This is a genomic window from Ruegeria sp. CDSA034 (assembly GCF_059612275.1).
On the sequence record NZ_JBXWQH010000005.1, the window covers coordinates 37876 to 61437 of the forward strand.

Sequence of the window (23562 nt, forward strand, 5' to 3'; positions counted from 1 at the left end):
ACTTGAGAGAAATACGTCGTTATTCGTTTCACCTACACTTGGCAAAAGCGGTGCTACTTCATGCATCTCCACATCATTAAGCGACTACGAACCAGTTGGAAGGGTTTTGAGATCAAGACCAACAGCAACATTCAACACAATAGTGAACTTAAGAGCGGTGGGAAGTGAGCCCTACAGAAAGATGCTTGACGGCTCTTCTTATGTCCGCTTCTTCGGAAAGTGGTATTTTATCTAGCGGTGACATATATCGCGAGTCTTGGAATTCCGTCAAATTCTCCTAAACAAACGGTTGGGGTCGTTCGCGAACGTTTAAGGGCGTCGCGAACGATTATGGGTGATCCTACAAAATCTGTAGGGACGCGCATAACGCTGCGCTTCTGCTATTGATTTCAATCATTAAATTCAGATGTTCTTGCCCATAACATTGCGTGGTATTTGCGCATAATTTTGCACGATTTAGCCAAAAGTTTGCACACTCCCCCTATCGGTTTCCAACTACATCCTTCCGAAAGTCTCTTTGAGTTCTGCAACTTGTTCTGCATCCAACATCCGGGTTGGCATTCCCCGCAGTGCCACGAGCAGCTTGGCTGTTTCTTCCAACTCTTCCGCTGCGCAGACCGCTGAAAAGAGATTCTTTCCTGATACGACGGGACCGTGATTGGCCAACAGAACAGCACTATACTTGCCGCCCAGTTCGCGGATCAAATCACCGGATTTTGGATCACCCGGCTTTACGTATCGAACCAGTTTAACCGTGCCTACGCGCATGACCACGTATGGTGTAAGCGGCGGAATACAGTCATTGGGATCGGTGTCTTCCAGACACGACAGTGCGGTGGCCCAGGTCGAATGCAGATGCACCACTGCACCAGCTTCCGGCCGCGTCTCATAGAAGGCTTGGTGCAGAAAGACCTCCTTGGTCGGCTTGTCTCCGGAGACGTGGTTCCCATCCAAATCAATCTTGGCGATGCGCTCGGGGTCGATATTGCCCAAAGTCGAATTCGTTGGCGTCATGAGAATCCCGTCCGATAAACGCGCAGAGACATTGCCTGCAGTGCCAACGGAAAAGCCACGCACAAACAGCGAGGCACACAGCTCCGACATCTGCTGCCGCAGCGCCATTTCTTCAGAGCTCATTTGCCCGACTCCATCATTCTCAGCGCTTTCGCGAAAAAATCCGGAGCGCCAAAGTTTCCAGACTTCAAAGCCAGCGCAATGGGTTCAGATTTCCCAACGCTCAGGACTGGCACGCCCGGGTCAATCTCTGGCCCGATTGACATAGCCGGTGACCCCAGTGCCTCAGAGACGGCCTGGGCGACAGCTCCCGACGTCTCTCCACCGGCCACGACAAGGCGCTCATAACCCGTTTGGACAAGTTCCCGTGCAGTTTCTGCAAAGAGATTTTCCAGCCTGTTCGCTACAGCTTCCTGACCAAATTGATTTTGGATCGCTCGCACCTCTTCCGGGCTTCCTGATGAGTAAGCGAGAGGGGCCTCACCTGAATGCGTTTCAAAGAAATCCAGAAGCGTTTGCGTGGTCATCTCCCCGGACATGACACTCGGAACATCGATGGCGAACGTCGGATGGGATTCCGCATGTACATGTATCTGCCCACGGGTCGCACCGGAACACGACCCAGCAAGGATCGCGGCAGGCCCTGCGGCTCCGGTGAACAAACTGCCAGCACTTTTGGATGAAGCCTCTCTTAAGAAGTTTCTGGGTAGCCCCAGCGCTATCCCGGATCCCCCTGTAATGAGCTTGTCATCCTTTAGAGCCTCGCCCCAGGCCAACAAATCTTCATCCGAAATCGCATCGCCAATCACAAATCGTTCGTCGGCCTTCTGCAAAGCATCAGCAATCGCCTTTGAACCTTGCTTCACAGTGTCAATTGGCACCAACCCAACCGCTTCTTCAGTCTGATACTGCAACCATCGCCTGATATTGGCATCCGTCATCGGAGTAAGAGGGTGATTTTCCATCCCAGACTCGTGCAACAGCTTACCAAGCACAAAGAGATGACCGTAATAGATAGTACGCCCCGTTGTCGGAAAGGCCGGACAGAAAATCACTTTTTCCGCGCCCAGTTCGTTGGCCAGCGCTTCCGCAACGGGACCGATGTTTCCCGCCGTCGTGGAATCAAAGGTCGAACAATATTTGAAGATGAACTGCTGGCATCCTTGGTCCACGAGCCACCGCAAGGCACGCAGACTGTCTGCAACAGCTTCCTCGACCCGTGCGGTGCGGCTCTTGAGAGAGATCACGCCCGCTTCGATCTCCTCGTCGGCTGGGGTATTCGGAATACCTGGAAACTGCGCGGTTCGTAACCCACCTTCTGGCTCCATGCCCTTCGCCAGGGTGTTTGCAATATCGCTCGCACCGGTAAAGTCATCGGCTATGACACCGATTTTCATAGTTCGATGTCTCTGTTTGGCCCAAGATCCAACCTATGGATATGCGGTGCCGCACCGACGGGAAAAACCTCACGCACAAGTGGATCATGGCCGGGCACGATGAGTCGAGGGTGCGAGGCCAACCTCTCGAGCGTCTTAAACCCATCCATCATGTCCTGCAGGTCGACGACGATGGGAAAGGCTTTGCGCGCCATGAAATTCTCATAGTAATGCGAGGCATCAGAGGCGAGCACCATCCACCCGGCTTCCGTCCTTACGCGAACGCATTGTAACCCTCGCGAATGCCCACCAATGCAGTGCACCGTGACCCCATCTATAATCTCGGCTTCTCCATCGTAGAACACGACCTTCCCTGAATAGAGACGCTTTACGACCTCGCAAATATGGCCCGCCGTGAAAGGTGCGCGCAGATGGTCGTGGCACATGCAGGGGCCTGTGGCGAAGGCCATCTCCGCCGATTGCATATGCAACTTCGCGTTCGGGAACATATGCAGCCCCCCCGCGTGGTCATAATGAAGATGGGTCACGATGATGTCTGTCACCGCTTCCGGCGTGATGTCCAAGGGGCGCAGAGCCTCGCGTGGGTCCATCGCAATGGGACGACCACGGGCGGCGGCCTCATCGGAGTCGTAGCCGGTATCGACCAGAATGACTTCGTTGCCGCGCGTCAACACCCAAACGAAATAGTCCATCGCGTGAGGTGCGTCGTGATTGTCATCCAAGATGAAGCTGTCGCGTCGAGTGCGGGCATTGCGATCCGCATACTTGACGGCGTGAATCTCCCAATTGTTCATCGGATGACCTCGGTATACTGGTGAACAACTTTGCCTTTTATCATATCAGCCACCGCCGTATCGAAATTCTTGAAATGCGCGCTTTCGAGGTGAGCGCCAAACGCGGCAGCGTCATCGTATACCTCATAGAGGAACACCGTCTCGGGATCGTCGCCGAGGCAAACGTCAAACTGCTGGCATCCGGCTTCGTCACGCAAAGAGGTCGAAGCGTTTGCGACCATCAGCGGTAAAAAAGTGTCTCTCGTACCGGGTTTGAGAGTGAAAGTGACAGTGACTACAAACATCAGACAGAAAGTCCTTTCAGACGTGAGAAAGCGCGCTTTGCAACGGGCAGCTGGCTGAGGATCAGACCAATGTTGAGCACCAGCAGAATGGCCGCACCGGGTCGTGAAAAGAAGACCGAAAGATCCCCGTCCGACAAGAACAGCGACCGGCGGAAGGTTTCGTCAAACAGGCTGCCTAGAATAACCCCGATCACCAAGGGCGCGATTGGGTATTTCATCAGGTTCATGAAATAGGCAACGGCGCCGACGCCAAGCATCAGGTAAAGATCATTGATGCCACCACCAACGCTGAAAGACCCAATTGTTGTCAGAACCATAACGACGGGCAAGAAGATGGTCTGCGGGATGGCGAGTATTTTGATAAAGACCCGAGCAGTGAACAGGCCCATCAAGAACATTGTCAGGGAGGCCAGCACTAAAATTGCAACCACGCGCAGAATGATCTCGGGGTCTATCGTCGGACCTGGGATCACGTTGTTAATCTTGAAAGCCCCCATCAAAGCCGCGGCGGGTGGTGAGCCGGGAATGCCCAAAACCAAAAGCGGGATTAGCGCGCCCCCAATGCAGGCGTTGTTTGCCGTTTCAGAGCACAGCAGACCTTCCAAAGAGCCTTTTCCAAACTTATCGCCCTCGGCAGATACGGTCTTGCCGACACCGTAACTGACCCAACCGGCGACATCTTCGCCCACGCCGGGAAGCGCTCCGACCCCGGTCCCGATCACTCCTGAACGGCCAATGGTCGGCAAGTAACGTCGGATGGAGCGTAGGTTCGGAAGGATGCGACCTTTCAGGGCCAGAGCTTTCCCGGCCTCAACGTGCCTTAAACCGTCGATGATTTGGGGAATGGCGAAGGCCCCCATCAAAACTGGCACGACCTGAAACCCGCTCATCAAGTAAGACCAGCCGAAGGTATAGCGCGGCTCAGACAACAAAGGGTCGAGTCCCACCATGGACATCGCAAGCCCGATCAAACCAGCGATCCATCCCTTAATCACCAGGTCTTCGCTCATCAAAGTGCCAGAAAGCAGAATGCCGAAAAGGGCCAGCAACGCTTTCTCCGGGCTTGCGATGTTCTTTGAAACCAAAAGCAGCGCCCACACGAAAATCAAAAGCGTGATGGTCCCGATAACTGTACCAATGAAACTGGCCGTCGTGGTCAGCCCTAGTGCTTCGCCCCCTCGACCCGCTTTGGCCAGAGGGTATCCATCCATGGCTGTCGCCGCGCTGGCCGCCGTGCCCGGAATGTTCAGCAGGATTGACGGATAAGAGCCACCGTAAATCGCGCCGACATAGGCCCCGAGCAAAGCGATAAGCGAATAGTCCAATGGGATCTTGTTGCCGAAGAAACCCGTCAGGATCGTCACTGCCAACGTTGCGGTCAGGCCGGGCAATGCGCCGAATGTGATGCCCAGGAACACGGATGCGATCAAATACAGATAGGTCAGCGGGTCTACTGCCAGGCCCACGAATGCGGTCCCAAATCCAGCCAGTTGCGAAAGGATAAAGTCCATCCGGTCAATCTTTCCATAGCGGACGAAGCGTCACGTAGTAGTGGTATTCGATTTGCTCGAAGATCAGCCCGCCGCGCGCGGGCACGTTCTGTCGGAAAACAAAGGCCATCGCGCAAACCAGAATGAACGGGGCAAGTATTGCCACCAACGGAACGAATCGCAAAACGCGTTCGGAAACCGCCTTGCTCAACACCACAAGTGTGAGCGAGACCCATAAGGCCAGTGTAAACCAATCATCACTGTGTGCGTTCCAGTCCGCCTGCGCGGGAAACACAGCAAACGCAAATAGCCCGGCAGAGACAACCGCGCTACAGGCCACCAAAGCACGCCGCGCATGACCCCCGTAGTAGCCGTAAGTCAGAGCTGTAATCAGCAACCCAGAACACAGAATGAAGTCCACTCTGGGAACCAGTCCGACGACATATGCAAGAAGGATCAGGCCAATTGTAGAAGCTCGATAGGCTTCCGACTTATCCCATCCGATGCCCAAAGCACTGAGCGCGTTTAGGGCCCCACCTGAGCGGATTGAAATAGCCAGCAAAACGAAGGACAAGCTAAGCAATCCACCGAAGATGAACAGCGGTACAATTGCAGCCGAGTTGTACCAATCCGATCCACTTACACCTGCGCGGTTTTCGCCCCAAAGTGGAATGTCCGATGTCTTCCAAAGAAAAAAGACGGACACTGTTATAAGAACAATTGCTGCCCAAAAGTCGCGCGACCGCATGACCAGTGTTTCGTCAGGTTTGTCCATTGCCTGCCTCCTGAGGGAAAGGGCGCGATCAAGCGCGCCCCTTCAAAATTGATCGGATTAGGGCTGCTCGATACCCAGCGAGGCCGGATCCACTGTGGCAGCGCCAAGGTCCTGCAAGGTGTAGGCAAAAGTAGCCTCGAGGTTCGCAAACAGTTCTTGAGCTTCTTCACCGTGTTGACCACCGACATCATAGTTGTTTGCAGAGGCCCATTCGGCGACGGTGTCGGAAGCAATAGCTTGCTCGAAGGCATCACCAAGCGCGGCCTTTACATCGTCCCCGGCTGAACTGTGAACTGCAAACCCGATGGCCTGTTTGAGCGGCAAATACTGATCGAGACCGTCATAGATGCCAAAGGCAGAAGGCACTGTTGCCCCTGCAATCTGCGCATCTTCGGGCGTCAACATCGCGAGCGGTTTAAGTTGACCGCCTTCAATCAACGGAGCCTGTTCAGCCAGTGACGTCACAACCAACGCAACTTCACCCGCTATCGCTGCTTCCTGACCTGGCGCTGAGCCTTTGTATGGAACAAACTTGAACTCAGTCCCTGACCCTTTTTCGATGGCCAGAAGGTTCAAGTGGTGGATTGAACCTGCGCCGGAAGCCGCCGCGGGAATAGTGCCAGGAGCGGCTTTCGCAGCGTCGACCAGTTCTTCCAGCGTATTGTAAGGGCTGTCCGCCGGGACCGAGATCAGATCAGGTGATCCGCCAACAATGAACGGATACCAAAAATCAAATTTCTTATCCCAACCACCCTGCACAGCAGCGGTGACGTTCGACTCTGACAAACCAACCAATGTATAGCCATCGTCTGGTTGGTTCATGACGTAAACCATACCATTGGAGCCTGCGACACCACCTGTTTGATTGATCACATTGATCGAGACCGGAAGGTGTTTTTCCATCTCGGCCATGATCATCCGGTTGATCGTATCCGTACCTCCTCCGGCCCCCCAGACTACAGCTGTGGTGATATCACGATAGGGATAATCCTGCGCAGCAGCTGCCCCTGTAATCCCGGTCGCCATCACGGCTGCGGCCGCCAACCGCCCTAGCTTTAGTTTCATTTCCAAGTCCTCCCAAACATCTTTGCGTTTATTATTGCATTTATTTGCGTATACATTAAAGAATGCATTGTCAACGTACTGTAGTGGAAGCTGCTATCGCGCTATGAATGCGAAACGGGAAGGAAACGGGCCAAGATGAAAAAAATGTACGATGTTGCGGTGTTCCACGGGGACGGGATCGGCCCGGAAATTATGGCCCCTACGCTTGAAATCCTGCGCCAGCTCTCGGGCAACAGTCCCAGCTACGAGCTGGCGTTTACAGACGCGCCGGCAGGCGCAGGCCACTACGCCAAAACAGGAGAATCGTTTCCGGCTGGATCACTCGAAACTGCACGCAATGCTGACGCAATTCTGCTGTCTGCAATGGGCTTGCCGGATGTTCGATATCCTGACGGAACCGAGATTTCACCGCAGATTGATCTGCGAAAGCAACTGGGACTTTTTGCTGGTGTGCGGCCAGTAAAGGTAAGCAGCGGACAAATGACCCCTTTGTCGCTCCCCAGTGGAAAAGAGATCGACTTTGTCTTGATACGCGAAAGCACAGAAGGGCTGTTCTTCACCCAAGGCGCTGGCGAAGTTACCGATGACGAAGCACGTGAAACTCTGCTGATCACTCGTGAGGTGTCCGAAAAACTGTTCCGGTTCGCGTTTGAACTCGCCCAGAACCGCAAAAGAACCGGGCGCGGTCGGGGTCGAGTTACATGTGTCGACAAAGCCAATGTATTCCGCGCCTTTGCGTTCTTCAGATCGATGTTTGATGCAGAAGCCGCCCACCATCCCGAATTACAAGCAGACCATGCTTATGTTGATGCTACCGCTCTGTGGATGGTCCAGAAGCCTTGGGAATTTGATGTCTTGGTGACTGAGAACATGTTCGGAGACATCCTCTCAGACCTTGGTGCGGGTCTCATGGGTGGTCTGGGACTGGCTCCGTCAGCGGATATCGGGTTGAACCACGCTGTATTCCAACCCTGCCACGGCTCCGCTCCGGACATTGCTGGACAGGGTATTGCCAACCCGTTTGCGATGATCCTGTCCGCAGCAATGATGCTTGAATGGTTGGGGTTCACCCATGATCATCCAGACCTGTCCAGCGACGGCGAACGATTGCGTGAAGCCGTGGAAAAGGTGACGGCGAACGGACAGAACTTGACCCGTGACCTAGGTGGCACCGCCGGAACGCAGGATGCAGCCGCGTCGGTATCTGAAGCATTGCGGGCATGAATACTCAACAAGCCATCAGGGTTGCGTGTGTTGGAGCGGGATACTTCAGCAAATTCCACTACGAAAGCTGGTCCCGAATGCCCGGAGCGGTTCCGATTGCATCCTGCAACCGTGATATCAACAAGGCGAAAGAAACAGGACTGGCCGCTTACGATGATCTGTCAAAAATGCTGGAGGCGGAAGAACCTGATCTCGTAGACATTATCCTTCCGCCTGTGGCGCAGGCCGAGGCAATCCGCTCGGCACTGCGATTTGGTATCAAGTGGCTGATCTGCCAAAAGCCATTTTGCTTATCTCTGGATGAAGCTGAGAAGATTGTTTCAGAGGCTGAAGCGGTTGGGGCAACTATTGTTGTACACGAGAACTTCCGCTTCCAGCCTTGGTATCGCGCAATCAAAGAGGCGATGACCGAGGGTCGAATTGGTACACCTCTCCAAGCTACTTTCCGGCTTCGGCCCGGCGACGGACAGGGACCACGAGCCTACCTAGACCGGCAGCCGTACTTTCAGGACATGCCGCGTTTCCTGGTTCATGAAACAGCGGTTCACTGGGTAGACACGTTCCGGTTTCTATTCGATGCGCCCAGCGCAGTTTATGCGGACTTGCGCCAAGTTAACCCAGTTATCGCAGGCGAGGACGCAGGTTACATCCTGTTTGACCACGCCAACGGTTTAAGAGCTCTGTTCGATGGCAACAGATGCCTTGACCACAGCGCCGAAAACCTGCGTCAGACCATGGGCGAAGCGCTCATCGAAGGAACGGAAGGATCACTGTTTCTTAACGGCGACGGTTCAGTTGAACTCCGCGCTTTTGGAAAACAGGAGCGACAGCAGATTCTACCTCCAAGCGATCACGATGGATTTGGAGGAGACTGTGTCCACGCCTTGCAAAGTCACGTCGTTTCAGGCCTTCTACGGGGCACGCCGTTGGAAAACACGGCTCGCGACTATTTGGACGTGATCCGCATCGAAGAGAACATCTATCTCTCGGCCGCGGAGGGACGAAAGATCAACCTGGAGACGCCGTGAAGGATCAGGACGCAAAAACTCTTTCCAATACGCAACGCGCTGTCAGGGATTTGCGAAAGATGATCCTGTCCGGCGAACTTGCAGCCGGAACTGACCATCTGGAGTCGGAACTCGCCGAGACCCTTGGCATGTCCCGCACCCCGATACGGGAAGCTGCGCTGATGTTGGAAAGTAAAGGGTTGCTGGAAATGCGGCCCCGCAAAGGTGTGCGAATACTGCCCGTTTCGTCGGACGATATGCGCGAAATCTATGACATCCTAACGGAACTCGAAAGTCTCGCAGCACAGCGCGCTGCCGAAGCGGGTTATTCAGATGATGAACTGGCGGTACTTGCCGGATCAATTGCAAAGATGGACCAAGCCATCGAAGCCGAAGACCTTGAAGCCTGGGCCGAGGCCGACGAGTTGTTCCACCAGGAGCTCGTTCGGTTGGGCGGCAACAAACGAGTCGAAGCGATTGTCGCCATGATGAGCGACCAGGTACGTCGCGCGCGCGCAACGACGTTGTTCATCAGGCCCCTGCCCGTCAAATCCAATGAAGATCACCGAGTCGTTTTCCAAGCGATTAGTGAAGGTCGACCGGATGTCGCCCGTGAACGCCATCGAGAACACAGGCTGCAAGCACAGGCTATGCTTTGCGGGATACTAGAAAAGCATCGGCTCAACAGCCTCTGATCTTCTCGTATTCAATCGTTACTCATCTAAAATAACTGCTTGTTTTCGGCGTTAAAGGCGCTCCGAATAATTGTCTGCCAAGGCAGTCCGCAGTTGAGCCCGGCTGTTCTGATTTTCTTTTTTTAAATCACTCAGCCAATCACTGCATCGATTGGGGTTGATGTAGTACGAATTCGCATTAAATTAGTCCGATATCGCACTACCGGAGAGTCAACATGCCAAACCGAAGACGTTTTCTCAAGATTCTAGGCGGAGGCACAATACTGGCGGCAACGGGCGCGGTTGCGTTCCTCGCTACACGCACGCCGCATGACGCGCTGGCTCCGTGGACGCCAAAACCGTATGACGACCCACGTAAAGCCGCTTTATCCTACGCAATTCTCGCCCCCAATCCGCACAACTTGCAACCTTGGCTGGTTGAGTTGGCTGGACAAGACAAGGTGCGCATCCACCGTGATCCTGATCGCGAGCTTCCGGAAACCGATCCTTACCACCGCCAGCTCTATATTGGCCTCGGTGCATTTGTTGAGACTATGGTCCTGGCGGCAGGTGCACAGGGGTTTGATACCGAGGTCAAGTTACTGCCTGATGGGGATGACGGACCCGTCGCAGAAGCAGTGTTTGTGCCGGGCGGGGCATCCGATCCACTATCAGATCAAATCCTCAAACGGCATTCGAACAAAGAACCATACACTGAACAGCGCCTCTCTGCCGATCAAGTGGCTACGCTTGGCGACTATGCAACTTTGATTACCGACGAAGATTTGGTGACCCGTATTCAAGATCTTACGAAACGCGCTTTTGAAATCGAAATGCGAACGCCGCAGACCCTGAAAGAATCCGTCGACCTGATGCGGATCGGGAAAGAAGAAATCAACGCCAACCCGGACGGGATTGAATTGCGCGATCCCATGCTGGAAACGCTGCGACTTACCGGCCTATTGGACAATGAGACCCTGATGAACGTTGACCACCCAGGCACTCAGTCACACATGCGAGACTACTTCGCCATGCTAGACGCGACGCCGCAATACGCAGTCCTTACGACAGCCACAAATACGCGAAGCGATCAACTCGATGCCGGACGTCAATTGATGCGTTTTTACTTGAAGACAACCGAAATGGGCCTGGGCGTTCATCCGGTCAGTCAGGCCCTTCAGGAATATCCTGAGATGGCTAACGAATACGCGCTGGCTCATGAGCTTCTTGCGTCACCGGGCCACACAGTGCAAATGTTGCTGCGTTTGGGGCATGGACCCGAGCCAATCGCCACACCGCGCTGGCCGCTGGAGACACGAATTCTGAATGAAGCCTGAAGATGAGACCAACGAAGTCTACCGGTTCTTCACCGAGGTCGGGATCATCAATCAGTTGATCTCGACCAAGCTTGAAGCGTTCTTACCTGGTCGAATGACGGCGACTCAATTTGGAATTTTGGGCCATCTGGTACGGCGGCCCGAAGGTGAAACCCCACTGCAACTCTCAAACGCGTTTCAGGTGCCCAAGACTTCGATGACGCATATGCTCGCCAGCCTTGAAAATCATAACTTGATCACTCTTGAGACAAACCCAAAGGACAAGCGTTCGAAAATTGCCCGGTCAACGCCGCAAGGCGCAGAGTTCCTGGAAACTTGTATGGAGCAGATGTCGGAATCTCTGGTGCCAATTTTGTCCGAACTCGGGGCAAGTCCATTTCACAATTCTCTGCCGAATCTGACGCTCATACGCGAAGCTTTGGACAGCGAACGGGACTAGGCAAAAACTGGTGTTAGCCAGAATGTGAAGCCAAATTCTTAGAACATTATGCAATCTCGACCCCGGGGGAAGACTTGCGGGTTGATTGAGATCATAACGCCCTGTTTCGCGAAGCTGCAGTGCCATGCCCGGGGTAGACACAGCAAAAATCAATAAGGCGGTGGGCCTCACAAACACTCAGGATGCTCCCAAAACTGAGTTGGAAAGGTGGGGCAGTGACGTGACGGGTCAATACAAAGAACAATAGAACTCCTGACAAAAGAGGCCATCACATTGCCTGGCCAGAGAGCCGGAGAACGCCAAGAATTTGCGCAATGTTGCGTGAGTTTGAAATTTCCGGCGACGCAAACCAAGGTGAAGAACTGGAGCAGCTTTTTGAATCGCAGCGAAACCCGAGGTTCCGCGTCGTGCAACAACTACCGAAGAGTCTGTTGAGTCACTACTCTCGGCGCTGCGTGTTTCTCGGCTTTGGTGCTACCAATTGCAGAGTTCGATCTGATTTACCCTAACTCACAGAAAGCCTGGTGTTGTGCCCCGAAGCGCTCAAGCTTCAGCGATCATTGTGCCCCAGCTGGAAAAGCCACTCTCTGTCTCACAGATGATCGTTTCCGCCCCGGTTACCTCATCGTTCCCAAAGTAGCACTCCGCAAACGCACCAGTGCCAACAAATGATAGGGTCAGGGCAACAAGGCCCAATGCTGCAATCCTCTTCATGATACTCACTCCTTTAGATAAGCGTCATGTGGGAGTTGTTTTTTGCTAAAAGTACTTTGCTTTGATTAAGTATTTTTAACTTGGGACTGCCAGTCGAGTTGTCTCTTCAGAAAGCAGCACACTCTGAATGTTCGCTCAGAAAAGACAGGTTCAGCATCTAAAAAGAAGAAACAGCACATCCGCATTCAGGAACTGACAGAAGAAGAAATACCGGCGTTGCGGACCTATTTGAAGAACACAGCCCTCGTTTGAGAGACCTTCAGTAGAATCCAATCTCGCTGACATCTACGCTGGCCTCGTGATCGCGCCCGTAGGCTACAACTCCAACAGAGGTGATTTCGTTAGCAACGGGAATAGCGCGCAACATGGCACCTGAAGCCTTAAAGCCTGACAGAGGTAAAGAGACTTCGGTCCATTTGTCAGAAGTTGCGAACTCGGCCTGATAGTATTGCCACGGAAGCACCGTGCCACGTGTCCTGAGGTGGACGAAGTATTGCTCGCCATTCCCCCGTACCAACAGCCTGACGCCCGATACACTCGCATCTGGCCGATCAGGCAACTTGCGTCGAAACTGGATGAAGCCACCGTTGTTTTTTGTACTGACGGATCCGGTCAACCGCGCGAATGCAACATCACCGTCTGAACGAAACTGCACCTGCCCTGAGGAAACTCCTCCCATGACGGTGTCGGCAACGTAGTCCCAACGCGTCTCCGGAGACTCGGAGAAGTCTTCTGCAAGATTTTCACTAGCCAGTGCCATTGTAGATCCGATGATAAAAAGACTTGAAACAAGCCCAGCGAAGTTTCCACGCATATCGTTCTTTCTCAGTTCAGTATCGCGATAGAAAAGTTCAAGGCCGTGGCAAATGCGACCCACGCAAAGTACGGCAGGAAAGCTAGTGCGGAAACCCGATCTGAATTCCTGACCCGAGCGATGAACACGACGACGACAATCAGCAACCCGACAATGACCACAAACGCAAACCACGGCTGTTGCAGTACGAAAAAGGTTGGGGACCACAAAAAGTTCAGACCCATCTGCGCCCACCACAGCTTCATGGCAGTCGAGCTTCGGTCTGCTTCGAACTGGCGCCAACCCGCCATGGCGATCAACACATAAAGCACCGTCCAGACCGGGCCAAATACCCAATTTGGTGGATTGAAAGCCGGTTTAGAAAGCTGAGCATACCAATCGCCAGGTGCGGTCAGTGTCCCGATCAGGATGCCGCCTCCCAACATGAGCGCAAGAAATGCTATGCGGATCAACAAGTTCGACATTTCGGGACTGCTTTCAGCAGTCTTTGGTCGTGACGTTGACGACCGCTTCGGAAGAGAAGGTCTTAGTACTGGTCTCTCCCTCATCAGTATAAGACACCGTAGCGCCTTCGATCTCCGACCCTGTTACGGTGATTTCGCGTTGCCCGATGGTGTCGTCTACATCGATGGTAAAGGCGAGTTTGTCCCCGGCTGGAAGGGAGGTGATCTCAAGTTCAATTGAATCTTGCCCGTCCACGACCGCTGGAATTTGCCGCAGAGCATCCGCACCCTCTACGAATTCGAGAGGTTGGAATACCTCTACGCCCGCACCTTTTTCGGTAACGTCAAAAATCAATCGTCCGGCAGATTGCGACAAGTCGATTTTGAGGGTCGAGGCATCTACTTCGCACGCTCCGACATTTGTCAGAACAAAACGGTCCTTGGGTGCGCCTTCTATGAAGCGAATTTGTACACCAGCTTGAAGCGAAGTAGCTGCAAGCAATCCAAGGGTCGCCGCAAGAATACTTTTCGGGAGCATATTTATCTCCTTGCTAAAGGGTTCTCGATAAATACGCTTCGGCGGGTTTCTTGGATCAGACTTATGACTTTTGACTATCGTGGCTCAGCCAACAGGGCCTTTCGAAGTGCCATGCACCGCTGTCAGAATGGTTAAGTCAAAACATGCAATTGTCATTCGCGCTGTTTGCTGGAATTTCCTGAAGAACATCCCAGTGCTCGACAACCTTACCATCAGCATCCAGGCGAAAAATATCGATCCCTGCGTACTCGAGACCATCGGGCCAGATTTGGTGGCAATGCAGAATAACGTGATCGTCTTCAGCAAAGGCACGTTTGATGTCCACTCGCTTTCCCGGGTATTCGGCGGCCATGCGCTCGAAGTACTCGACAAAGGCTTGCTTGCCGTCGGCAACATGTGGGTTGTGCTGCGTATAGGTTTCACCAACAAAGGTCGCTATGGCCTCGGCAGGTCGACACTCGTTGAACATCATTTCGTAGAAAGCGATGACGTTTTTCTTGTTTGTTTCGAGGTCCGGCATGCTGATCTCCAAGTCGACGTTTGCACCTCCCGAAAATGTTGACCTGCGTAGTTCTAGGAAGCAACCCCGGCAAGGATCTCAATCCCTAATCGACAAGAAGTTTCGAGCTTGATTTTGCGTTCCATCTATTTCGCGGGTTAGCCACCTACTCGGTTTCTTCGAAGTCAATATGAATATGATTCCCATCAGGATCCGCCACGTGAATTTGGACCATTCGAGCCCCTGGGACGTCAGTTTTGCGGTACTGGATTTGACTCGAGATCAGTTTTTCTTCGAATGCGCTCAGCCCCGTGGCTGAGAGCGCAAAATGCTCGAGCTTAAGCCTCACTTCGGAGCCGACATTTGGCGTGCCTTCGTGACCCACAAGGTGAACCACGGCGTGATCACCCGCATACAACCAAGCCCCGGGAAACGGAAAATCAGGGCGGGCCCCAGGCTTCAAACCCAAGACCTCTTCATACCAAGTAGCCATTTCAGACAACTTAGTTGTTACGATGTTCACATGATCTAGCCGCTCAATTCTCATCTAAAAACCCTCAAGCACGAGCTTTCCTTTGGCCTTGCCGCTTTCGAGGATAGCATGCGCTTTCATTAAGTTTGCGGCATTGATTGTACCAAGTGTATCGGTTGCTGTGGATCTGATCTTTCCATCGTCTATCAACCCGGCAACCTGATTCAGTATTTCGCTTTGACGGTTCATATCTCTAGTCCCAAAAAGCGACCGAGTGTACATGAACTCCCAATGCAATGAGATCGATTTGGGTTTGAATGGCGCGATGTCAAAGGTCTCAGGATCATCGATCAACCCAAACCGACCTTGAGGTGTCATCACCTCTCCGGCTTGAGACGCATAAAGCTGGGAATGGCTCGTTGAATAGATGAAATCCACGCTGTCGATACCGAGAGCCTCGAGTTGTGAGCCAAAAGGTTCCGCGTGGTTGACGACGTGGTGCGCGCCAAGCTCTCGAACCCAGTCTTGTGTTTCGGGTCGGGACGCCGTCGCTATCACTGTCAATTCAGTGAGAGCCCGTGCCAATTGAATGGTGATTGATCCGACACCGCCTGCGCCACCTATAACCAGCAACGTTTTTGTCCCGCCGGGAACGGCATCTTGGACTCGCAAGCGGTCGAACAGCATCTCAAAGGCAGTAAGCGTCGTTAGCGGCATCGCCGCAGCTGCTTTTGCAGGTATGGATTTTGGCGCGGCTCCGACAATACGTTCATCAACCAGATGAAACTCAGCATTGGTTCCCAATCTGTTTATCGCCCCGGCATACCAAACTGTATCTCCCGGACTGAAAGTCTCAACCGTTTCGCCAACTGCTTCGACGATCCCTACTGCGTCCCACCCCAGAATATCCGGTGCTGCACCTGCAGGAGCTCGTTTTTGACGAATTTTCGTATCGACTGGGTTCACTGACACGGCCTGCACCTTGACCAACAAGTCGTGCCCCTTCGGCGTCGGTCTGTCGGTATCGAAGTCGATTAAGGCATCCGCCCGATCAATCGACCCTGCCTCACGGTATCCCACGGCTTTCATAACGTGCTCCTTTGTCCGGTTCTGTATCAACCGATGACTGTCATCTCATTCAACGTGAACTCTGCAACGGCGCCCTCTGTCGCCTCCAGGTAAGCCGCAAGGTGCTGAGCACCCATGTGGCTTTGCCAAAGCTCTCGGCTTTCCCAATTTTCGTAGAACACAAAATGTGCCGGGTTGTCGTTGTCCTGGTGCAGGTCATAGTTAATGCAACCCTCTTCGGCACGCGTTATGTCGATGAGCTTGGTGAGCTCTGCTTTGACAAGGTCGATCTTGCCGGGGTTGGCTTTGATGTTGGCGACAATGGTCAGCTTGGCCATCAGGTCGTTCCTTTGCTGTTACGTTGGTGTCGTAGATTTACGCCGCCGTCAAAACGGGATAAACAGTCATTCATCGGAAATATAATCCGGAAATATCGACTAATGCTGCTCGACAACCTCCGCCTCTTCCTGACCATCGCCGAGAAAGGCAGCCTTGTCGCGGCGGCCCGAGAGACAGGTTTATCGAGCACAACTGTCTCCGAACGGCTCGCTGCGCTGGAATCACACTACGGTGTGGTATTGTTCAACCGAACGACACGCTCAATCAGTTTGACCGAAGAGGGTCGGGTCCTGATCGATGGCGCCAAGAGCGTTCTCAGTGAAGTCACCGACCTCGACACCCGCATTCGCCTCGGCGCCGAAACCCTTTCTGGCCTGATCCGCGTCAGTGCGCCTATTGATTTAGGTCGTGGTGTTGTCTCTGACGTGATCTCTGAATTCACCGAAGAGAACCCGGCTGTGTCAATAGAACTGTCGCTATCCGATGGCTATGTCGATCTCGTGGGTCAGGGTTTTGACTTGGCTGTTCGGTTTGGGGACATCACCGACAGCTCACTCCGAATACGCAACCTTGGAAGCTACCAGCGTTTCGTCTGCGCAGCACCCAGCTATCTGGCGACATATGGAGCACCAGAACTGCCCGAAGACCTCGCAAATCATAACTGCCTGGTTATGCGTTTCGGTGGTTCGCTCGACAACGTTTGGGAGTTTGTCGCAGGCCGAGAGCGCCAGCTTGTCCCAGTCAAGGGAAACCGAATTGTAAATGATGGCTCGCTTATCCGCAGTTGGGCTCTGGCAGGCCATGGCATTGTGTTGAAATCGGAACTGGATGTTGGCGATGATGTCAGAGCCGGAAAGCTTGTGGCCCTGTTAGGCGAATTCCTCCCACCACCCAAGCCGCTACAAATGATGTTTCCACCCGGCCGAGCCCAACCTCGCCGAGTGGCGGAGTTCGCGCAGTATCTACGCCGGAAAATGGGTGCGATCTGACCCAAACGGGAACAGGCAGCCGCGAACTGTTCCAAGAGGGCAATTCCTCAGCGCTCAGTTTCAAGATCACTCAACGACCCGCCACTTTTTTGGAAGTCGCGCCAGACCCAGACCATTCGATCTACAAACCAGATTTTACCACCTTAGATCATAACGATTCCAAGGCAGATGAACCCGATATCGAACTTCCACAATATCTGTAGGCGCGCGCATATCGCTGCGCGCCCAACACTGATTACATTCAGAAAATTACGGATTCTACGCCCATAACCTTGCGCGAGATTTGCGCATAAGTTTGCATTTTTTGCCCATAAGTTTGCGCGGTGCGTAGAATTCGTTCAATTTATAGTAGTCCTCTCTCAGCTCAATCGACTTTAGACGCTCATCCACAATCAAGAGTGCACTCTGGTCGAAAAAATTCAACCCTAGTCAGTGGGAAACAGTTCTAAGGCAATTGTGAGAGACTTGTTGGCCAAGATAACGTCGAGCGCCTTGTCTGAGCCGATCTTATTTTCCTAGCTAGTACCGCATACTCATTATCGAGCATCCGAAAGTGACGGCGCCGAGATCGGTTGCCTGCCATTGAAGCTGAAGCTTCGGTTTGAGATCAATGCCAGCTGATCAGTCGAGACGCGGATTCACTTGCGGAGCTACGGCGCATCTCGCCCGAAGCGCTGATTGAAGTAGGACAATCGGGATAGAAGCAATAACTATTCCTATGCGGGCGATTTCGCTGTCCGCGCGCTCGTGCAGGATCCGGCGGCCAAATTCAAATCGCGGACATTAGCATTCGGGCCAAGTCGTCAGGCCTATCGATCATCACGTAGTGCCCGAATGGCACCGAAACCGCTGTCCACCCCGACTGATGCTGGTATCGCTCAAAAAACGGTTGGCCAAGCCCTGGGACCCAGCCAGTGGCATAGATGTAGGTCCGCTTTAACACCTTGGTTCCGCCGCTCACCAGTTGAATCGGTTGCTCAAATGTCTTGAGTGGTTGCGCGACATTTCGGCGGTCTACCCACGCACAGTCTGCTCCATTCACCGAAAAAGCCTCCGCTGGGCCCGGCGCGACTTTGCCATCGACGGCACTATCACGAAGCCCTGCCGCGATATCCGCAGGCAACACATCCAAGGCGGCCTGCCCATCGCCCGGCACGAGCGCATCGAGGTACACAAGTGAGCGAATGTGGTCGGGCGCTCTATTTGCGACTCCGGTGACAACCATGCCGCCATAGCTATGACCGCACAAAACAATGTCAGAGAGTTCTTCGCACGTGATCACCCCCAGGACATCCTCGATATGCATGGCCAGATCGGTTTCGTCACTCTCGAGATGAGCACGCTCGCCCAGACCTGTCAGTGTAGGGGTAAAAACGTCGTGGCCCTCCCTGCGCAGAAGCGCGGCTACGCGAGCCCAGCACCATCCCCCTTGCCACGCTCCATGGACCAATACAAATGTCGCCATAACCCGCCCAACTCCGCCGATACTGTAATGACATTAGATTCAACAGGGCCGCCTCGTCCACAGCATCGTTTGGACGTTCAGTGCCGATCCCCTGCATATACACACAGCACTCGAACCCTCCAATCAAATGGCCATACTAAAATCATAAATTACGATTTGATTATACATTATGTACGAGTATCCTCCCACATAGAGACAGCATATAGCGCGAAGCCGCAGGAGGTATTGCTGGGTCACGTTAAGTCGTTAGTCGCGATTTCGCTAACTGCATTGGTAACAATATTCCCCAACCCAAGTGTCGCAAACGAGATATCAGAGCAGATTGCTTCTCTACTCGGTGCCAAGTTGGACGTGAGTAGCACGCTACCTGACAGAAAGAGCTTGGATGCTGAAATCCTAGTGCCGCGTTTCTACGAAGAGAGGGACTTCACTCCTGCGTGGACACGCGATGAATTGTCAGACGAACTCTTTGATGAGTTGGATAGTGCAATAGAACAAGGCTTCAGACCGGAAGATTTTGACTTAGCGGAGCTTCAAGCCGCATTTAAGGCCGCCCAAAGTGGGGATGTCTCTAATCAAGCATTGTTCGATATTCTGGCAACTGACGCTGCTGTGAAACTGGTTCATCATTTGGTGTTTGGGAAAGTCGACCCAAATGCACTAGACGACGATTGGAACTTCTCAAAACCGGTAATTCAAGAAGACCCAGCCGTTGTCCTAAATCAGTTTCTTCAAGGTGAAGGTTTTAGCGCGTTAATCGAACGCATCGATATCAACAATGCGCAGTATATGATGCTTGTCGAAGCACTGAGTAAGTATAGGGCCATTGCTTTACAGGGCGGTTGGACCAATGTTTCGGATGAAACCGTTCTTAAACCAGAGATGGTGGACCCTGCCGTCGCTGAGCTGCGTGTAAGGCTGGCGGCAGAAGGCTACGTTGAAACAAGCAGTTCTTCTGAAGATGGCGAAAACGGCATAAATCCAGCTTGGGTTTACGACGATAAATTGTTGAAATTAGTCAAATCTTTTCAGAGTCGGCATGGATTAGAAGCCGATGGGGTCATTGGCGGTAAGACGTTCGCATCGCTAAACAAACCGGTGGAAGATCGCATTAACAAGCTGCGTCTCAGCTTGGAACGTGGCCGCTGGCTTATGCGGGAAGTCGACGACGAATTCGTGCTGGTGAACATTGCAGGAGCCCGCACATATTTGGTCACATCGGATGGCACGCTTTGGACCACTAGATCAATCACAGGGTCAGCCTATCGAAAGACCCCAGTGTTCCGAGACGAAATCAAGTACATTGAATTCAATCCCACCTGGACCGTTCCCGCCTCGATTTTTCGTAAAGACAAACTTTCGCGCATCCGCAAGGATCCAGCCTATCTGACACGCAACAACTATGTCGTTCGGAACAAGGATGGCCAGACAATCCCCGCAAACGCTGTAAACTGGGGGGCGAAGAACCCCGGCGTGACCCTGGTTCAGCAACCGGGCCCAGACAATGCGCTGGGTTTGGTTAAGTTCATGTTTCCAAACAAATACGCTGTATACTTGCACGACACAAACGACAAAACCCTTTTTGACCGAAACGAGAGAAATCTCAGTTCCGGCTGCGTTCGCCTTGAGTATCCGTTCGAGTTCGCGAGCCTTCTGATGGAGGGAGAGCCAGATTGGAGCCGACAGAAGATGCAGTCCATTTTGGATAGCGGAAAGACAACGCGCGTTGATCTACCTGAGCCAATGCCGGTTCTTTTGACATATTGGACAGCGTGGGTCGAAGACGGGGTCGTTCATTTCCGCGAGGACCCTTACGAACGGGATGCCCGTATCCTGGCAGCTTTGGACCGATGAGCACGAAATGCGCGGCGCGCGCGAACCGAATTATGTGCCCATCTAGTCCAGCAGATTGGCGAACGCCGAATTGCAGATAGACCAAACGGCGTAGGCGACGACAGGGGGATGCATGAGGACTTGGCTTCTTAGATCAATTGGGATTGTCGTACTACTTGTGTTTGCAACAATCGGATTTGTTTGGTTGCTACTTGCTGCGCCGCTATTCTCGGAGATGCGACGTGACCTGGTCGAAAAAGTCCTTTCTGAACAAATCGGACAACCGATTGTGGTTAATGACGATGTAAGTGTCGCGCTTGGACGCATTACCCACATTTACGTCGGTGGTGTGGTTATCCCGAGCCAAACTATGCCGGAAACATCTCTTGCAGAATTGAACCTTCTGGAACTGGAATTGGATGTTGCTGCTTTGGCCAATCGACGTCTGCACTTTGACAACCTCGTCGTTGACGGTCTCCAGGCGAATTTCCTTACAGCTGCTGACGGCACTACAAGTTGGCGAAAAGGCCGACCGACGACAAAACCTGAACCCGAAAACGCCGCGGAAGAGGACAATCAAGAGGCTATAGCTGAGACAGGCGGGTCCAATGAGGGCGACCCAGAAGGTAGCGGAATCCTCTCATTCCTGAGCGACAAGAATGTAGCTTTCACGTCCATTGGGTTGAACATTGATGATCAAACCTCTGGCTTTTCGTTCGTGTTTGACCTCCAGTCTCTCGCTCTGGAACAGGTAGACAAAGGGCAAAGAACAAAGGTCTCAGGGACAGGCTCCGTCAACGGCCAAAGTTTCGAAATCGAGGGTGACTATCCTCATAGTGCGCCGTTTACGACGCGCGCCAATTTTGGCGAAATGACGGTAAGCTACGACGGCGAACCTTTTTCGGAAAGCGAGGGAGGTGGCTATCGTGCTGTCTTGCAGATGGACACTGGTGAATTCGGTGACTTTCTTGAAGTCATTGGGCTGGAGCGAGTTCTGGAAGGGAATGGCCAGTTGCAAGCAGAGCTTGTTTCTCAGGATGCTCTGAAAATCGAGACCTTTACGACCACCGTAAACCTTGAGGACGGACAGCAACTTACTGCTGAAGGGTCGATAGAAGACCTCTACACAGCTCGTGGCGTTGATCTGTTATTCGACGCGCGGCTTTATCCTGAGGGGCGGCCGCCGAACGCAGCAAAGAGTTTCCAGGAGCTGAAGTTCACAGCCTTTGAAATGCACATGGTAGGATCCCTTGCGTCTTTCGAGTTCGAGAAAATTCTGTTCCAAACTAACGCATTTGACCAAGGCCTGGACGTGATCGGGCCAGCCTCTATCGAACGCATTCGCCGCATGCCCGATGGTCGGCTTGCGATGCTGGGCATCGCCTTACAGGCAGGACCCGTAGAGGACCCAATTCTAAAGGCCGACGGCGAAATTCTCGACCTGCTTCAGCTTCAGGACGTGACCTTCGAAGGCACACTCAACGGGCCGGCCAAATTGATTTTGCCAAATATGGATGAAGATTTTGTCGATCAGCTCGGTGGCATAAATGCCGACTTCAGCTTGTCCAATGAAGGAGGGTCTGTTTCGCTCAACAGGTTTAATGCAACCACCTATGGCACAGATCTTTGGGCGCTTGACCTCGCGCTATCGGTCAGCGAATTGAAAGGCCTGTCAGGCCTTGATTTTGACGTGGAACTGGATGTCAGCGACGGAGCTAGTTTTCTGACTGCGCTCAAATTGCAACCTGTCGAGATTGGCGCACTTGCCGTCGATGCAGTGACGTCGAAGCAGGGCGAGGACTTCACTGCCTCAATCGAGTTTGAAGCCGGTTCGTCACACCTTCTGGCCGCTTTGGATGCAAAATTTCCCGAGGGCGCTTCTGTAATTCGCGGAAACGTTGCGAGTAAAAGGCTCGATTTAAACGATCTAAAAAACCTGACCGCTACGCTGGACCAGCTTAAAAGCTTGGTAGGCGACGCTTCAAAAGATCCTGAAACCGACGTACAGCCCTTGGTTCTACCGAAGGAAACCAACGTACAGCCCCTGGTTTTACCAAAGGAGAAAGGAAAGCCAGCCGATCTTCTGGATGTGCAGCGCGTACTGAGAGAGGCTGACGTCGAGGTACAGATCGACTTTAAGGAGATTGTTGGCCAACAAGGCGTAACTTCTGTTTCCAGCCAATTGTCTGCAAAAGAAGGGACCGTAGATTTTGGCCCGCTCCAGATGGCTTATGGCGGTGGAAACTTCAGCCTACGGGCAGTGATGGATCTGATTGACTCACCTGATTGGCTCTCCTTGTCGGGGTCAACCTCAGGATGGGAATTCGGAGAGATTCTCGATGAACTGGGTATCGGGATAGATGCATATGGGCGATTGAGTGGTGAGTTCAACGTTTCAGGCAATACCGCGTCTGGCAAAGCGTTTGTGAATTCCATGCGCGGCACTGCTTCTTTATCGATGTCACAAGGCTATGTCAGCACCAGCCTTCTGGAGTTGGCAGGGCTTGGTATTTTCCCATGGCTGTTTTCAGAGGAACTCCGTCAAGGTTACACGGACATAACATGCGTTGTGGCACCAATTAACATCGAAGCCGGCCGGGTAAGCGCAGACTCCATCGTGGTTGAAACGGGTTCTGTTCAATTGGTGGCCAAGGGCCAAGTGGATTGGGTCAAAGATACTATTGCGATCAGGGCAGAACCTCGTCGAGTTGGCAAACCGCTATCCCGTAGCGCGTGGCCGTTTGATGTGACTGGCCAACTTTCGTCACCGAAGTTCAAGTTGGATGTGGGTGGATCCAGAAACAAGGCTCCGGAGGGCGCTGATGCGATGCCAGCAGACAGGCAACCGTGCGTGCCAGACATGAACCAGCTTCAATAGTCTGTCACGA

At 53.0% G+C, this 23562-nt stretch carries 24 protein-coding genes; 8 read left to right on the forward strand and 16 right to left on the reverse strand.

Features of this window, described 5'->3' with window-relative positions; all coding sequences use genetic code 11:
- Window positions 1-495 precede the first annotated feature (495 nt).
- From otnC to AC2FLJ_RS10840, 7 genes are read right to left on the reverse strand one after another with little or no spacing between them, the layout of a single operon-like run.
- On the reverse strand, window positions 496-1137 hold the full coding sequence (otnC, locus tag AC2FLJ_RS10810; protein ID WP_496705747.1) for a 3-oxo-tetronate 4-phosphate decarboxylase: 642 nt from the start codon (window positions 1135-1137) through the stop codon (window positions 496-498).
- Window positions 1134-2411, reverse strand: coding sequence for a 3-oxo-tetronate kinase (gene otnK / locus AC2FLJ_RS10815; protein WP_496705749.1), 1278 nt, complete (start codon window positions 2409-2411; stop codon window positions 1134-1136). The genes otnC and otnK overlap by 4 nt, the downstream gene beginning before the upstream one ends.
- Window positions 2408-3205, reverse strand: a complete 798-nt coding sequence (locus AC2FLJ_RS10820) for an N-acyl homoserine lactonase family protein (RefSeq protein WP_496699893.1) — start codon at window positions 3203-3205, stop codon at window positions 2408-2410. The genes otnK and AC2FLJ_RS10820 overlap by 4 nt, the downstream gene beginning before the upstream one ends.
- Window positions 3202-3489, reverse strand: coding sequence for a putative quinol monooxygenase (locus tag AC2FLJ_RS10825; RefSeq protein ID WP_496699894.1), 288 nt, complete (start codon window positions 3487-3489; stop codon window positions 3202-3204). Before AC2FLJ_RS10825 ends, AC2FLJ_RS10820 begins: the two co-directional genes overlap by 4 nt.
- Window positions 3489-5000 carry a tripartite tricarboxylate transporter permease gene (locus AC2FLJ_RS10830; RefSeq protein ID WP_282121321.1) on the reverse strand — a complete coding sequence of 504 codons (1512 nt, stop codon included), beginning with the start codon at window positions 4998-5000 and terminating at the stop codon, window positions 3489-3491. The genes AC2FLJ_RS10825 and AC2FLJ_RS10830 overlap by 1 nt, the downstream gene beginning before the upstream one ends.
- Before the next feature lie 4 nt (window positions 5001-5004).
- Window positions 5005-5754, reverse strand: a complete 750-nt coding sequence (locus AC2FLJ_RS10835; protein ID WP_496699895.1) for a hypothetical protein — start codon at window positions 5752-5754, stop codon at window positions 5005-5007.
- A 57-nt stretch (window positions 5755-5811) separates the two neighbouring features.
- Entirely contained in the window at window positions 5812-6819 is a 1008-nt protein-coding gene (locus AC2FLJ_RS10840) for a Bug family tripartite tricarboxylate transporter substrate binding protein (RefSeq protein ID WP_496705752.1), read from the reverse strand.
- A 135-nt stretch (window positions 6820-6954) separates the two neighbouring features.
- Between AC2FLJ_RS10840 and AC2FLJ_RS10845 the strand changes: the two genes are divergently transcribed.
- The 5 genes from AC2FLJ_RS10845 (at window position 6955) to AC2FLJ_RS10865 (ending at window position 11500) form a co-directional block, all read left to right on the forward strand.
- On the forward strand, window positions 6955-8043 hold the full coding sequence (locus tag AC2FLJ_RS10845) for an isocitrate/isopropylmalate dehydrogenase family protein (protein ID WP_496705754.1): 1089 nt from the start codon (window positions 6955-6957) through the stop codon (window positions 8041-8043).
- The gene (locus AC2FLJ_RS10850) at window positions 8040-9071 is read left to right on the forward strand and encodes a Gfo/Idh/MocA family protein (protein WP_496705755.1); all 1032 of its coding nucleotides are present in this window, start codon (window positions 8040-8042) and stop codon (window positions 9069-9071) included. The genes AC2FLJ_RS10845 and AC2FLJ_RS10850 overlap by 4 nt, the downstream gene beginning before the upstream one ends.
- Window positions 9068-9745 carry a GntR family transcriptional regulator gene (locus AC2FLJ_RS10855; RefSeq protein WP_496705756.1) on the forward strand — a complete coding sequence of 226 codons (678 nt, stop codon included), beginning with the start codon at window positions 9068-9070 and terminating at the stop codon, window positions 9743-9745. Before AC2FLJ_RS10850 ends, AC2FLJ_RS10855 begins: the two co-directional genes overlap by 4 nt.
- Window positions 9746-9960: 215 nt before the next feature.
- Window positions 9961-11061 (forward strand): Acg family FMN-binding oxidoreductase, encoded by a 1101-nt coding sequence (locus AC2FLJ_RS10860; RefSeq protein ID WP_496705757.1) that lies wholly within the window; start codon window positions 9961-9963, stop codon window positions 11059-11061.
- Window positions 11051-11500, forward strand: a complete 450-nt coding sequence (locus AC2FLJ_RS10865) for a MarR family winged helix-turn-helix transcriptional regulator (protein ID WP_496699900.1) — start codon at window positions 11051-11053, stop codon at window positions 11498-11500. Before AC2FLJ_RS10860 ends, AC2FLJ_RS10865 begins: the two co-directional genes overlap by 11 nt.
- Before the next feature lie 543 nt (window positions 11501-12043).
- Here AC2FLJ_RS10865 and AC2FLJ_RS10870 read toward each other — a convergent pair.
- The 8 genes from AC2FLJ_RS10870 to AC2FLJ_RS10905 all read right to left on the reverse strand — a co-directional run bounded on the left by AC2FLJ_RS10870 (window position 12044) and on the right by AC2FLJ_RS10905 (window position 16386).
- Window positions 12044-12214, reverse strand: a complete 171-nt coding sequence (locus AC2FLJ_RS10870; protein ID WP_282121329.1) for a hypothetical protein — start codon at window positions 12212-12214, stop codon at window positions 12044-12046.
- 259 nt (window positions 12215-12473) lie between these two features.
- The gene (locus tag AC2FLJ_RS10875; protein WP_496705758.1) at window positions 12474-12974 is read right to left on the reverse strand and encodes a CIA30 family protein; all 501 of its coding nucleotides are present in this window, start codon (window positions 12972-12974) and stop codon (window positions 12474-12476) included.
- Window positions 12975-13039: 65 nt separating this feature from the next.
- A complete protein-coding gene (locus AC2FLJ_RS10880; protein ID WP_496705759.1) occupies window positions 13040-13492 on the reverse strand; it encodes a TspO/MBR family protein in 453 nt (150 codons plus the stop codon).
- A gap of 13 nt (window positions 13493-13505) precedes the next feature.
- Complete coding sequence (locus AC2FLJ_RS10885) at window positions 13506-14009, reverse strand: aggregation factor core (RefSeq protein ID WP_496705760.1); 504 nt, start codon at window positions 14007-14009, stop codon at window positions 13506-13508.
- 136 nt (window positions 14010-14145) lie between these two features.
- Window positions 14146-14529, reverse strand: a complete 384-nt coding sequence (locus AC2FLJ_RS10890; RefSeq protein ID WP_496705761.1) for a nuclear transport factor 2 family protein — start codon at window positions 14527-14529, stop codon at window positions 14146-14148.
- 145 nt (window positions 14530-14674) lie between these two features.
- The gene (locus AC2FLJ_RS10895) at window positions 14675-15055 is read right to left on the reverse strand and encodes a VOC family protein (protein WP_496705763.1); all 381 of its coding nucleotides are present in this window, start codon (window positions 15053-15055) and stop codon (window positions 14675-14677) included.
- Entirely contained in the window at window positions 15056-16069 is a 1014-nt protein-coding gene (locus tag AC2FLJ_RS10900) for a zinc-binding alcohol dehydrogenase family protein (protein ID WP_496705765.1), read from the reverse strand.
- A gap of 26 nt (window positions 16070-16095) precedes the next feature.
- On the reverse strand, window positions 16096-16386 hold the full coding sequence (locus AC2FLJ_RS10905; RefSeq protein ID WP_282121334.1) for a putative quinol monooxygenase: 291 nt from the start codon (window positions 16384-16386) through the stop codon (window positions 16096-16098).
- Window positions 16387-16488: 102 nt separating this feature from the next.
- Here AC2FLJ_RS10905 and AC2FLJ_RS10910 point away from each other — a divergent pair, with 102 nt between their 5' ends.
- Window positions 16489-17376, forward strand: a complete 888-nt coding sequence (locus tag AC2FLJ_RS10910) for a LysR family transcriptional regulator (RefSeq protein WP_282121335.1) — start codon at window positions 16489-16491, stop codon at window positions 17374-17376.
- A gap of 769 nt (window positions 17377-18145) precedes the next feature.
- Here AC2FLJ_RS10910 and AC2FLJ_RS10915 read toward each other — a convergent pair.
- Window positions 18146-18841, reverse strand: coding sequence for an alpha/beta fold hydrolase (locus AC2FLJ_RS10915; RefSeq protein ID WP_496705767.1), 696 nt, complete (start codon window positions 18839-18841; stop codon window positions 18146-18148).
- 381 nt (window positions 18842-19222) lie between these two features.
- Here AC2FLJ_RS10915 and AC2FLJ_RS10920 point away from each other — a divergent pair, with 381 nt between their 5' ends.
- The gene (locus AC2FLJ_RS10920; RefSeq protein ID WP_496705769.1) at window positions 19223-20695 is read left to right on the forward strand and encodes a L,D-transpeptidase family protein; all 1473 of its coding nucleotides are present in this window, start codon (window positions 19223-19225) and stop codon (window positions 20693-20695) included.
- A 112-nt stretch (window positions 20696-20807) separates the two neighbouring features.
- A complete protein-coding gene (locus AC2FLJ_RS10925) occupies window positions 20808-23552 on the forward strand; it encodes an AsmA family protein (protein ID WP_496705771.1) in 2745 nt (914 codons plus the stop codon).
- Window positions 23553-23562: the final 10 nt, after the last annotated feature.